This is a genomic window from Leisingera sp. XS_AS12 (genome assembly GCF_041224635.1).
GTDB lineage: Bacteria > Pseudomonadota > Alphaproteobacteria > Rhodobacterales > Rhodobacteraceae > Leisingera.
The window spans coordinates 1-13,007 of the sequence record NZ_JBGFGM010000019.1 but is presented as its reverse complement, the minus strand read 5'-3'; the positions used below and the strand labels follow the sequence as shown (position 1 = coordinate 13,007).

The following is a 13,007-nucleotide window of genomic DNA, read 5'->3' as shown; positions in this document are numbered from 1 at the left end:
ACTGGCCGATTGGCATGAGCGCTGGGGACGGGCCTCGGCGGAGAGCTTTGCCCCGGACCGGATCCCGGAAGGGCCCTTCACGGCCGCGATCGCACGGCTGGCATAAGCCCGCGGGCGGCGGCCCCTGAACAGGCCGCCCGGCCCTAGATGCAAGAGGATGTCCGCACATCGTGTTGATCCTATAGTAACCGGTTCCAACCCAATCGCGAGATTCGGATGGTGTAAAGCGCACACCGCGCTGCAGGCGCAAAACTTCGGGGGCGCCACTCCCTAAAGCAGACCTACAGCAAGCTGTGGTGTACCTGGCTCATGCTGCATTTCACCTCAGTGTCAGCGAAGCTGCAGGAAGCGTAGGAAGCGTAGGAAGCGTAGGAAGCGCCCATTGCCACCTCCGCCGCTTGACGCAACCAGCCGAAGTTTTCTGTTGCGGTGCAGCCCGCCGTTTCTGCCGTTCGCTGCGACGCGAGGTTCTGGAGCCGGTGAATTCACACACTGCGGGACAAAAATGATCGTCTCAAGTTGAGTAACGGCGGGGTGACCGCCTACCCGAGTATTGAAGATGGCCGCGGAAATTCCACCGCCAAGCCCCTGAAAACGGGTGATCTTCTTCGCGCAGGGTCGCCCGGAGGGATCCGGCTCCTTAGGCTTCAGGATCTATGGGGGCAATACCCTCCGCCGGATCTCGCAAAACGCGGATCAACCTCTGAATGGTCGTATCGGCATATGGCTCACCAAACCGCTGCAGATATCCTAGGGTGTCCTCCAGCAGGTTCACCTTTTGCAGCAACAGGAACGCGTGATACTGCTCCGCTTGCCGGGTGATACTGTCAAAAAATTCAACATGCGCTTCGCTGTCGTAGAGCGGAGGAAGGACGATATCGCCCTCCTCTTCATAGCCTGATATGCCGCAGGCATCTGCGCGGCAAGCGAGATCTTCCAGAGCTTGCTTGTACCGCTCAATGGGCACGTGCAGTCTGGAGGAGAATGCATGTGTATCGGGCATCATCTACCCCGCAGTTTTCACCTATATTGACGCTGCCTGCTCAGTGTTGCGCCAATAGGTTTTCAACGCTTCCAATCAATTCGTCGTTATACGCGCTGTAGCGGAATTCATCATAGAGAGCTTGCGCAACGTCCCGGTCATATTCTGCATTCACACCGAGAAGAATATGCTCGGCGAGGAACAAGCCCGCATTACCCCAACCGGATAAGGCGGCATTCAACAGGTAAACGGTTCCAACATAATGATTTTTTGCGGTTCCTTCGCCTCGAAGCAACTTGATCCCATAATTGGTCATCGCGATGGGGTACCCCTCTTCTGCAGCGCGTTTGTACAGGCTCGTGACCAGTTCAGGGTTGTTCTGAAAATAGTGGCAGTGCCGTTTTCCGTAAAGCCATCCCAGAGCGGTATTCGCCGTTGCATTTCCCAGAGCCGCAGCCGCTTCAAGTTTGCCATGCGCAACTTCATTGCCTTCGCAAGCACTGTTCGCGAGTTCAATGGAAAACTGTCGTTGCTCTTGGAACCTGAATATCTCAATCCCAGAATGTACCAGGTTAGCACTGTCAGATCTGACAACGGCCCAATAGATGTCGCTCTTGGTCGGATCAGCCCAGGCGGCAAATGGCGCGCTGAGAAATGCTAGAAGCAAAAACAAATTCTTTAACATTTTCGAATTCCTATCTGATGTTTGCGTTGTCCACGCCGGTCAAGCTGTACCTGCTGGTGTGTTGCACGGATAGCATGTTGCAAAATTAGCGGTTTCACTTGGGAGCTTGGAAATTCACTGCTGTGGCGCCTTCCAGAGTGCCCCGCTCTAATCCGCGGCCTCCGAACATTTTGACAACCTTCGAACTCCGTCCCAGTCCTCCAGTATGTAAAACCCTTGATAATCTCCATTCACCGAAAAGGTTTTCTCCTCGCCGGTTTGAGGGTCCGTGTAGGCAATCGCCAGGATGAAGCTCAAAGGGCCGCTCGAGGGACCAAAAAAGGCCTTAGGCTGGAAGACATCGGTTGCCTCATGCTGATCCACAAGCACCCGTGTTTCGTTCTCGGCGGACGCGCCGGAGAGCTCAATGCCCTCCATCATCTCGCAAGCCAATGCATAGCGGCCATCAAGCCGGGATAGATCGAAGTCATCGGCGAAATGAGGGAGCAAATGTGTCAGCCCCTCGCAGAGTTCATCAGCGTCCCGGGCAGACGGCAATCCGCAGCGGTTCTCCTCCTCCGCGTGCGCAGCTTGCAAAAAGCCAAGAACAGCAAGGCAGGTCAGTAGAACGGTCTTCAATTTCAGCATCCTTGAGAAAAGTGACGGGTGGGATAAAATGCTGGGCACGACGCCCGCTTGATATGTATTTTGGGATGCTAACCTTACATAGTTGCGTCCAGCAATGCTCGCTACACGGCTAGATGGAGGTACTCCGTTTTGGCGATCTTATCCGGTACTGACCTGTCTGGGTAGCCGGGTCCGGAGAGTTTACTGTTCCTAAACAGGGAGATTTGCATGGCCTGTAGAATCCCGATCGACGGCCCAGCGACAAAAGAGGAATTGGACAGTGACATCCGGCTGCTCGCCTGGCTAGCGGAAGAATTGCCCTCGAAGTCCTTCATTGCGCGTTTGTCTGAAAGCGATATTCAAGACAACATACCGCTATATATCGGCAAGATCGAAGCTGCCGTCCAATCCACGGCAACCGGCTATGCGTATGAGATTTCAAAGCAAGTGATCACTGCCGTGCGGAATGCGGCCGAAGCCGGTGATATCAGGCAAGGTGTAGGTAATGCCTTTTCAGCGCTGCATGAAGCCTGCTCAGAACTGCGTCGCCTGAGCGCCACTTACAGGAAAATCGACTGAGCCCTTCGCATTCGCAGCACAGCTGTCGGTACGTGTGGCTCGAATGTCGAGTTCGGGCTGCGACCGGCGTGCTGCGCCAGCGAAGGGCTGCATCCAGGGCAATGAGGGCAGAGGGCTCACTGCCGCCATACGGCAGTACAGCACCGAGAAACCAGCCTGCCCCAGACCAGTTGCGATTGGCTCAAGCCAGCCCGAAGCGGACATGATCTTTGCACCCGCAGTACTGGACCGTCCAGGCAAGTATGGGCGGGAAACCGGAAGTTCGCTGCGAGCGAGATAATTCACATACGTTGTCTCAAGGCGACCGTCCGGTGGAGGCGCTCTGGCACAGATCCGGCGGTGCCTGCTACGCTGCGGCAGCAGCGTAGCGCCAGGGCATGAGTTCGTTCAGGCGAGTGATCTTATGATCCGCGATCTGGGCCAAAACCCAGGTGAGCCACGCTTGGGGATCTACGCCGTTCATCTTGGAGGTTTCAATCAGAGTATAGGCAATGGCAGCAGCTTTCCCGCCGCCCTCGGAGCCGACAAAAAGGTAATTTTTGCGGCCTATGGCAATTGGCTTCATCGCCCGCTCCGCAGTGTTATTGTCGAGCTCCAGGATGCCATGATCCAGATAGGGGCGCAGTTTCTGCATCCGCGTCAAAGCATAGCGGATAGCCTTGGCCAGTTCTGACTTGCCCGGAATCCGTGCCATCTGTGCGGCCAGCCAGGCCTCCAAATCATCGAGCAAAGGTTTTGACCGGGATTGGCGCAACTGCAGGCGATCCTCCGGCGGCGAACCCCGCGCATCCTTTTCCACGGCGTACAGCTCCGCGATCCGGCGAATTGCCTCTTCGGCCACTGCCAGCCCCTGCGATTGGAACACGTCAACGAACTTGCGCCGGATATGCGCCATGCAGGCAACCTCGCTGACGGCTCCGGAACGGTACAGCTCATTGAAGCCGGGATAGCCATCGGCGTGCATCCAGCCCTTAAAATTGGCCAAATGCGTTGAAGGGTGTTTGCCTTTGCGGTTTGCTGTGAACTGATACCATGCAGCGGGCGGATCAGTACCGCCCCAAGGGCGCTCATCCCGGACATAGGTCCAGACGCGGGCCGTCGCGCACTTGCCCTTGGCCTGCATTTTGATTGGGGTATCATCCGCAAAAATGGCCAGGCCCGCCTGGACATGACGGCCAATCGCGTCGACCAGCGGTTCCAGTAGCGCCGCAGACCGGCCGACCCAATCCGCCAGGGTGGACCGCTCCAGATCAATCCCTTCGCGGGCGAAGATCTGGGATTGGCGGTACAGGGGGCAGTGGTCGGCATATTTGCTGACCAGCACGTGCGCCAAAAGGCCGGGACCGGGACGGCCGCGCTCAATCGGGCGTGATGGCAGTGCTGACGGAACGATCCGGTCGCATTCCCGGCAAGTCATGCGCGGGCGGACAATACGGTTCACCACGAACCGGCCCGGCACATATTCCAGCTCTTCCGTCACATCTTCGGCAATGGTCCGCAGCTGGCCGCCGCATGTGCAGGCTTCGCCGGGTGTCAGAACCTGATCAATCCGGGGCAGTTCGGGCGGCAGCGGCTTGCGCTTAGGTTTGGCCTTCTGCCCTTCGGCATCACCGTCAGGAGCATCTGCGCTGGCAACCTGCGCTGCCGCTGTTTCTTCTTCCTCCAGACGGAGCTGAAGCTGATCCAGGCTTTCCGATTTTGATCCGAACCGGTGCCGGTTATGCCCCGCAAGCTGGTGTTCCAGCTTGGCAATTCTCAGCGCCTGCGCCTTCACTAGATCAAGCAAACCCTCCGCCGTCTCGCGGAGATCTTCGGGATCGGAAGGCAGTGTTTTGGGCGCATCCAGCATGGGCCGGAATATACCCCGGCTATAGCGGAATGGGAATCCTACGGCTCTGCAATTGCGGGATAATTCCCAGCGGTCAGTGGCTTCCAGGTCTTCTGCGGCAACCGCCAGTCTATCCCCTCCAAGAGCATCGACAACTGAGCTGGCGTCAGGCTGATCTTGCCGTCTTTGGCGGCGGGCCAGACGAACCGGCCCCGTTCCAGCCGCTTGGAAAACAGGCACGCCCCCTGGCCATCCCACCAGATCACCTTCAAAAGGTCGCCCCGTCGGCCCCGGAATACAAACAGGTGCCCGCAGAAAGGATCTTCGGCCAGCACCTTCTCGGCCAGAGCCGACAGCCCGCCGAACCCCTTGCGCATGTCCGTGACACCGGCGGCCAGCCAGATCTTCGTGCTTGCCGGAACCGGGATCACGCCGAAAGCTTCCGGATCAGTGCGGCGAGCGCATCGGGATCAAAGCCGCCCTGAACCTTCAGGCGGTGGCCGCTGGCAAGCTCCACCTCGATCTGCGCACCGGCATCCGGCGGTGCTGCAGCAGGCTCAGCGTCCAGAACTTCAACCGGCAGGAAGCGGGGTGCGTCCTGCTCCTCATCGGCCTCCGCCGCAAACCGCGGCTCTTTAAGCCAGTTGAAGACCTGATTGGCATTCACATCGTAGCGCCGCGCAACTTGGGCAACCGATACACCGGGCACCCGCGTCTGCGCGCAAATCATGCGCTTCTCGTCTTCAGACCAAGTCCGCCGCCTGCGCCGCTTTGCCATGCCCAACCTCGATAATGTCCACTTGTTCGCTAATGGACATTATCCCTCACTAACGAGGGCCGTCAGTGCGGGCAGACCGGACGGTTACGTTTTGTTGAGCTCCGCTATTGTTTTACATCCGAACCCTGAGCTAATGGGATGAACTGCCTTCCCGCCGAACTGCTGCTGTCGTGTGATTTTTTTGATCAATACAATAGTTGATGTGTATGATCGATCCGCAGCGTGCGGATCACCGGCCTATGTCGCCGTAAATGATCGATCCCAGCCCAAACGCGACCTTCGTATCAGGCGCAGTGCCTACTTCGCTGCGAGTGCGAAGCATTTGAGCCAATTTCCCGAAAGCAGCCGTCCAGAAGCCGGTGGCGGCCCGACTTGCCCCACCGCAGCTACTTTTGATTGCTGAGTTAACATTTCTCATCGAAGAAAATTGTTTTTCATGTGAGAAGTTATTATTATTCCACACAGGTCTGAGCACCCTTATGTGAATGCTCTCGTCTCTGTGCCGTACGAAGATAGGGGTTGTCGCCCCCCGGAATTGTTCGAATCTGACCCGGTTTAAAGGCTCCGCATGCAAGCACTTATGAAGCAGATCCTGAAAAGAAACTTCTCAGAGTGCGTTTGCTTGTCTGGTTTTATTTTGGTGATCATTGCTGTCACAGCTTTTCCTGCGGCGGGGGAGCAAGAGCAACCCCCTGTGGAACTTCAATGTCACTGTGACGTCAGCGGTGTGAAGCCTACGTCGTTTCAAAAGATTTGGCGGTCTCGGTCAAAGGAAAGTTGCCAAAGGTGGAGCGCTGACAGAGATAGCAGGTACGACAAAACGCAAAAAAAGATAATGGACAGATACAAGCCAAGATTTCAGGCGCTGGCGGAAACATCAAAGAACAATCCAAATTACCTGATAGACTGGGAGAACCTGAAATATGATAGGGGAGTGGAACTATGCCACTCTCTCTACTGCCCGCACCAGAAAGAGAGCGCACAGTATCGAGCAGTTTGCCAATACGGCTTGCCGCCAAGTTAATTCTGTCATCAGGGATGATAAGTTGATCCTCCCTAAAATGGCGGAAGCAATTAGAGCCCGCATTTATCGGTACTTCAGATCCTTCATCGCTGGAACCCCTCCAGATCAACCAATCCATGCAGTGCCAGAATGCCGTCACTCAGCTGAAGTATCTCCGTGACGAGCGTTTGCCCGCAGTCCTTGAAAATGCCTGGTGTCTCAAGCCGCTCTGACACCATCTCCAGACCCTTGAGTGAAAGGGGGCCGCCGATTTGAATCGCAGGCGTGAACTTGTGCGCTGGCATGGTATGCACGCGCCCTTGGCCGTTGATGGCATCCATCTGGGGGCGGACCCCGCTGGATGGTTGGACCTTAAAAACGCAAGGATTATCATTTGACCATCTGGAGACGGATCCTGTGGACCATACCAGACGATAGCGCTGATTGCCTTTTTCTTGAACCTGCGGCTCGCCCAAATTCTCGACAAAAAGCTCCTTAATACTATCCAAAGAGTTAGAGCCGTCAAAGAACTGAGAACGGGCGACCGCCTGAATTGCTCCGGTTCCGTCGAGGCTTTCGATCAACTGAATCTGGTCTCTGCCATCGGCGCTGACAAATGCCGTGACACCTTTTTGAAACGGCTCAGCGACCGTCAGGTTCGGGTATCCTCCAGCCCAGCCCACGCTCATATTAGCATTGACCATGCTTTCAGCTGCTTCTTTTGGCATGCCCGGACGCACCCCAAGCAACTCAAGTTCCACGTCATCCGGAATAGGAGCATCGGTTGCAGAAGAAGACGGCGCGGGAACCGTTTCCAGGATTGAATTGAGGCTAACAGCCGGTTGCGGAAGTGTGATCCATTCAGACGGTTCTTGTCCGCCTTGCAAGAAAAGCCCGGCGGACTTGGGAACGCCGGCCAGCATCAATACAGGCTGGCGAAAGCGCTCGGCTTCGACGAGGAAGACATCAGCCAGATCAAACTCGAAGATCACGTCAGTACGCCTGAAGTTCCCATTAACGGGCACCGGCATACGATACTTTTTCTCAACTGACGGCAGGATCACTCCTACTCCTGAAAGCGCGTCGCTGCCGACACCACCTGTGTGCCAGCCGATAATGTAATCACTTGAAATTTTCAGGTCTTCATGGACCCTGAAATTCACCGGGTTAGGTACAAACGGACACAAGCTTTGGGGATCGTTTTCACATTGCCCCATGCTCCACCTGACCCAAAATCGCCCAAATTTGCCCGGCTCGGCAAAAATTGGGACAGGGGCGCTATGTTCAGGCCCTACACGCAATGCCAACTCCATCAATTTGGCCTGGTCGTCCGGGTTTCGCGCGTCCCAAGGGTCCTCTCCTGAGAGCTTCCTTGCTGTCAGCTCCTCTTTCGTTGGCTTCTTCTGAGCAATCATTTGAAGGATCGGTGCCTCTAAATCACTGGGCAGCGTTAGGAAATATGGACCCGCCGCTGCCAAATTCAGCTGAAACTCATTGCCGCGGCGCCCGCCAGTTTTCCATTCCGCCGTAAGTTCAGCGTCGACATACATAGGTGCGCTGGGGTTCCCGCCTAGTGCTTCGATGAGCGTTTCCGCCTGAGCAGGCTCCATATGCAGACGCTCGGGGAAGTTCTCCAGGTTCCCAACCGGATCACCCGACAATGGTACCGTCAAAACTCCGGGTACCAATCCGAGATTTCTGCACGCTTCCAGATCGTAGTTGCTTGATCCAGATCTGGAAAATGGAAACGACCTCGTTTCAAAATCATACTCGCCAAGGTTAATGTAGCAATAAATGCGTACTTTCATTGGAAACGACGGTGCCGCAGTGTTCAAAAGTGACGGAAGCGATGTCCTGACTTGTTCTGCAAGACGCTGTGCCTCAAAAGGATTCAGCCGCGTAGTTTGCAGCCTGCGGGCCAAGAATTGTTCGTCTCTTCCGGTTGCGTCCAGGAATATTTGCCGGGACTGTTCCTCGGGAAAGTGGGCGAGCTGACGAATTGCGGCATCCGTATTGGAAAGGATGTTTTTCAATTCGTCTCTTTTCCAGTTCAGCAACGCAAGGGAAACTAGCCGCGCGAACTCTTTCCTTTTCCCCTCTTTGTCCTCAAGCACTGTATTGGGGAACCATGTGGCACCGAAGGCCGCAATTCTCGACTCGTTTGGGTTCGAACTTCCACTTGCAAAGGAGGATGCCGGACTGCCGCCGCCTTGGGAAAGGTTGCCGACGGCTGGAGCCTGCCGGTCGGTGTCTCCAGCAGTTGGCAAGACCGGCAGGACTGGAGTGCTGCGCCGAAGGCTATTGCAAAAGCGTTCCAGTTCATTGAGCGACTTACTTGAACCAACGAGCGGCACGCTTAAGCTTGTTCCTGCAGCCGTGTTTTGAAGCGTCAGAATGCGCCCGCCCTTGATTGCACGGAGCATTGGATGGCTTGTCGGCACATGTGCGGCAAACGCACCCTCTGGCGGCAGGTATACCAGATTTGAAGCTCCGTAAGATTGGCCGTCGACCGAAACCGAAACATTCACCAAAGAACCTGAGCCTGCCTGCGCCGGGTGCAAGTGTTTCGAAACCAGGATGGTAAGAGTGTTGTCCGGCGGCTGGAACAATGACACTGACTTCTTGTCTCCAGGGTAGGCCTCGATGTCAGCGTCCTTGGCCATACAACGGAATTTGATTGACGGTTCATCGGCTGTAGCTGCCGGAGCGGCAGCGTGGCCAAACCAACTGTAGTCGTCCGAGGTGAATGTCCAAGATTGCTGAGCTTGTGCTGCCAATGACGAAGTGACTGAAAGCAGTATGGTTGCAGACAGTACCACAGTAAAATTTTTAGAAGTCATCCACTCTCCCCCCCCAAAAAGAACGAACTTCTTAGCACCTTACCATAATTTCATCGGTTTGTTGAGGCTTCCGAGTTGGAGCTTTTCTGCGGCAGCGTGTCGTGACAGTCTTCTCAACCGCTATCGAATGGATCAAAAGTTACCCGCGGCCATCATAATAAATGGTTGGCAGAAGCAGAATTTGATCTGAAGCGCATATGCTTACAGACAATCCAACAGACCGCTCGAACTTGGGAAATCGCCGCCGACGTGCTGAATAACCAAAGTTGGGTGAAGCTTGAGCAGAAGGTAAAAAATACACGTCGCAATCTAGGCCGTGTTGGGTTCGCACTTCGGTTAGTTGGCTCTAGCGCTATGAAGGTCGTCTTGTTTGTTCCCGACGTCACGGTTTAAAGGCCATAACGGGCTGCAGACTTGACATCACCCGAGACTAAGCGAACGGCAGCAACAGCGGGCCGCGCCGCAGCATATCGACGCCGGAATTCCGGATTATCAGCAGTCTAGCCGTGACTTTGCAAAGGGCGCTTCCTGCGCTTCGCTGACATCCGTTCCAGGCGCAGCATCGCCTTGGCCAACTGAGCAACTCGAAGGTCCGCTTTTCGGAAGTGTTTCGCGGCTGCAGCGGAGCCTTCGCTGCGCCTGGTTTGGATGTCGCGATTGGGCTGAGACCGGTCCTTTTCTACACGCGCAGAATTTTGGCGCGGAAACCTCAACAGTGAACTTTTGCGTTGCTCCGCAAGGCTGCATTCCCATGTGCTTTAGATCTGGGGCAACGTAGCCGTTCTCTGTGTGGGCAGCATCAAAGGAACGCGGGGGCTCTTGGCTGTACCTCAGCATATCCCCGCAACCATCAACCACAGCTAGACTGCGGCAGAAGGGCGACCCTTGCAGCGCGTGCTGCAGGTGTTCAAATAGGACTTTGATTTATTTGCACGTTATGTATCGTGTGGTCTCGTTTCTCATGGAGGAAACAAATCGTATGAAACCCAGCACCCAGTCTCGGACCTCACCAACGCCTTCAGTTGAGCCGCCGCGACCAATGGGGGTGTTTCGGGGTAAACCTGCCACCAAGCAGCTAATCGCTTTCTACGTCGCCTATTTAGCCGCGATGCAGTTCGGCCGATGGGTGCTTGTGATACCAGATATCCCGATTGTCATATGGCCCCCGAACGGGATCGTCTTAGCGATGCTTTTGACCCAGCCCAAGCAAAGTTGGTCATGGTGGATCTCTCTGGCTGCCATTGGTGAACTGACTGGCAATGCGGTCTGGTTTCACAATCCGGTAGGTTGGGCGTTTGGGTATATCGTGGCGAACGCGATAGCCGTGATCTTTGCTGCCACGCTGATGAAGCCGAGTGGAGATGAAGGCTTCCGGTTTAGACGATTATCTCAAGTCTTGAGGTTCTTGGTTGTCTGCGTGCTTGTCGCGCCGGGACTCAGCGCTACTCTTGGAAGCGCGATCGATGCCTTCGTCGGAAAGAACCCGTTCATGAAGACGTGGCCGTACTGGTGGCTCGGAGACGCCACCGGTATCCTGATCGCAACCCCGCTGGCTATCTCAGTCATGAACGCGTGGGACGAAAAGGCTTGGCCTAGTCCCATAGAATTGTTCGAGGGCGCTGCCATTGCAGTGTCGCTTTCAGTACTGTGTTTCTGGGTTCTGTCGACGGACGCTACCTATGCATTCGTCCTACCAATGCCGATACTCTGGGCGGCGCTGCGCTATGAGTTCCGCGGTGTCAGCTTTGCCGTGCTGGTACTGACTGCTGCCATCGCGATCCAAGCACAAAGCTTCGAGTATTTACCTCGATCGGGAGCGGATGTTGCTGCACTTCAGAACATGCTGAGAGCATTAATTCTGATCGCGGCGACCACTGGATTGATCGTCGCGGGCATCGCTCGACAGCAGCGGCAGGCCCTCGCAAATCTGGCGTTGGCCAACGACCAACTTGAGCAACGTGTGGCCGAACGGACCCGAGAGATCGAGGCGACCGAACAGAGGTTCAAAGCCACATTCGAGAATGCCGGGGTCGGCATTAGTATCGTTGGCGGAGACGGGACACTTCTACGGGTGAATGGCAGCCTCGCACGGATGCTCGGCCGGGATGTTAGCGAGATAGAAGGGCGACGCATTGCTGAATTCACCCACCCGGATGATCAGGCATTGATCGACGTTGCTTGGAACCAGCTAACGGTCGAAGGAAAGGATGAATACGAGCAAGAAAAGCGCTACTTGCACAAGACGCAGAAGATCGTCTGGGGGCATACAACAGTCAGTTGCGTACGCCGTGAGGATGGCAAGATCGATTACCTGATCAAGATAATTCAGGACATTACGGAGCGGAAGCGCTCAGAGGCTCTGCGGCAATTGCTGATGCGCGAGGTGAACCACCGTAGCAAAAACCTATTGGCCATCGTTCAGGTAATCGCCCGTCAGACAGCGAAGCATTCTCCGGCGAAATTTGTCGAAATACTGAATCAGCGTTTGCAAGCGCTCGCGGCAAACCAGGATATCCTTGTGCATAACGAGTGGAAGCGCGTCGCTCTTTCTGATCTCGTGACAGGGCAATTGGCGCACTTGGAAGCCATTGTCGATCGGGTTCGATTGTCAGGGCCGCCTATCCTGGTCCCCGCTGCGGTGGCCCAATCCCTCGGTATGGCGCTGCATGAACTTGCAACAAATGCGGTAAAATACGGCAGTTTGAGTACAGAGACGGGTCAGGTCGATATCTCGTGGGAGGCGGAGAACGATAGATTCCGAATGACTTGGCGTGAATCGGGCGGGCCGCCGGTCACTCAACCTGACCGCAAGGGGTTCGGTACCACTGTTTTGGAGCGGATGGTGGCCTCTTCAATGTCTGGAGAGGTCATTTTGGACTACTCTCCCGATGGCTTCAGCTGGGAGTTGACTTGTCCGATGTCTTCTTTAGAGGACAGCGATTGTGCCGACGCTTAACTGTGGGCTATTCCCCAATCTTTGCACCTGCTGATCGGGTTGGTTGAAATTATTGTCTCTGACAATAAGCCAGAACCGATGCTTTTCCGCCCAAGGCTGAGTGAGGGCGCTGATGGTTGTAGAAAATCATCCATTTCCGGATGGCCGCCTTCGTCCCTGATCCTATCTCGCAAGCATGCAGATAGACGCACTCGTATTTCAGGCTGCGCCACTCCTGTCGATGAAAATGTTGTCGAGGAAACGGCCTTTCCCACCCATCGAGATCGGCATGCCTGACCGGCAGAGCCGGTCCGTCCAAGCCAAGGACATAAACTGCGCTTCGCGGAACTTCGACCGAGGCGAAGCATTGCCCTGGTCATCTCGGTTGACTTGAAGGTCCGCTTTCGTGACGGTCTTTTCTCTCGCGGCAGAGGAACGGCCGCGCCTTGCATGAATGTCGTGTTTGGGCTGGCTGGCACCCTCTTGTGGCCGAGGGCTAGGGCGGTTTTGCCGAAACCCCGCAAGAGTGTCCAACCTTTTGTGTATGACGGATGAGATCGACAAGACATTTCCGCCGTAATCTTCTATTCTTTGGCAGTGCGGTCGACCTCGGGGCGAAGCGTGGCGTGTCGGCTGGAAGCGTCACCGGGCAGCCTATTCAGTCCCTGCCGGTTTGAGGCGGCCGCACACCCGCCCTGTTTTGGAGGGTGTGGCCGCCAGGCCGCCACGAAGTGCTCGTAGCTTTTCTCCGCTTGCTCAGCGATCTTGGCT

Annotated in this window: 10 protein-coding genes and 1 pseudogene; 2 read left to right on the top strand and 9 right to left on the bottom strand. The window is 55.7% G+C overall.

Annotation, left to right across the window (positions count from 1 at the left end; genetic code table 11):
• Positions 1-640: 640 nt before the first annotated feature.
• The 3 genes from AB9K35_RS00240 to AB9K35_RS00230 all read right to left on the bottom strand — a co-directional run bounded on the left by AB9K35_RS00240 (position 641) and on the right by AB9K35_RS00230 (position 2,285).
• On the bottom strand, positions 641-1,003 hold the full coding sequence (locus tag AB9K35_RS00240) for a hypothetical protein (protein WP_369923931.1): 363 nt from the start codon (positions 1,001-1,003) through the stop codon (positions 641-643).
• Positions 1,004-1,043: 40 nt separating this feature from the next.
• Positions 1,044-1,667: a hypothetical protein gene (locus AB9K35_RS00235; protein WP_369923930.1), complete on the bottom strand. Its 624-nt coding sequence runs from the start codon at positions 1,665-1,667 to the stop codon at positions 1,044-1,046.
• Positions 1,668-1,814: 147 nt separating this feature from the next.
• On the bottom strand, positions 1,815-2,285 hold the full coding sequence (locus AB9K35_RS00230) for a hypothetical protein (RefSeq protein ID WP_369923929.1): 471 nt from the start codon (positions 2,283-2,285) through the stop codon (positions 1,815-1,817).
• Positions 2,286-2,501: 216 nt separating this feature from the next.
• Between AB9K35_RS00230 and AB9K35_RS00225 the strand changes: the two genes are divergently transcribed.
• Positions 2,502-2,852, top strand: coding sequence for a hypothetical protein (locus AB9K35_RS00225; RefSeq protein WP_369923928.1), 351 nt, complete (start codon positions 2,502-2,504; stop codon positions 2,850-2,852).
• A gap of 346 nt (positions 2,853-3,198) precedes the next feature.
• On the opposite strand, the gene AB9K35_RS00220 is transcribed toward AB9K35_RS00225, so the two are convergent.
• The 4 genes from AB9K35_RS00220 to AB9K35_RS00205 all read right to left on the bottom strand — a co-directional run bounded on the left by AB9K35_RS00220 (position 3,199) and on the right by AB9K35_RS00205 (position 9,301).
• Positions 3,199-4,701, bottom strand: coding sequence for an IS66 family transposase (locus AB9K35_RS00220; RefSeq protein WP_369923927.1), 1,503 nt, complete (start codon positions 4,699-4,701; stop codon positions 3,199-3,201).
• Positions 4,702-4,739: 38 nt separating this feature from the next.
• On the bottom strand, positions 4,740-5,111 hold the full coding sequence (gene tnpB, locus AB9K35_RS00215; RefSeq protein WP_011102832.1) for an IS66 family insertion sequence element accessory protein TnpB: 372 nt from the start codon (positions 5,109-5,111) through the stop codon (positions 4,740-4,742).
• The gene (locus AB9K35_RS00210) at positions 5,108-5,458 is read right to left on the bottom strand and encodes a transposase (protein WP_369923926.1); all 351 of its coding nucleotides are present in this window, start codon (positions 5,456-5,458) and stop codon (positions 5,108-5,110) included. Before AB9K35_RS00210 ends, tnpB begins: the two co-directional genes overlap by 4 nt.
• A 1,107-nt stretch (positions 5,459-6,565) precedes the next feature.
• The gene (locus AB9K35_RS00205) at positions 6,566-9,301 is read right to left on the bottom strand and encodes a hypothetical protein (protein WP_369923924.1); all 2,736 of its coding nucleotides are present in this window, start codon (positions 9,299-9,301) and stop codon (positions 6,566-6,568) included.
• A gap of 979 nt (positions 9,302-10,280) precedes the next feature.
• Between AB9K35_RS00205 and AB9K35_RS00200 the strand changes: the two genes are divergently transcribed.
• Positions 10,281-12,257, top strand: a complete 1,977-nt coding sequence (locus AB9K35_RS00200) for an MASE1 domain-containing protein (protein WP_369923923.1) — start codon at positions 10,281-10,283, stop codon at positions 12,255-12,257.
• Positions 12,258-12,306: 49 nt separating this feature from the next.
• Here the strand turns inward: AB9K35_RS00200 and AB9K35_RS00195 are convergent, their stop codons facing one another.
• Together AB9K35_RS00195 and AB9K35_RS00190 are read right to left on the bottom strand one after the other, a co-directional pair.
• Entirely contained in the window at positions 12,307-12,555 is a 249-nt protein-coding gene (locus tag AB9K35_RS00195) for an integrase core domain-containing protein (protein ID WP_369923922.1), read from the bottom strand.
• Positions 12,556-12,820: 265 nt separating this feature from the next.
• Positions 12,821-13,007: pseudogene (locus AB9K35_RS00190) on the bottom strand (IS110 family transposase); the annotation flags it as partial.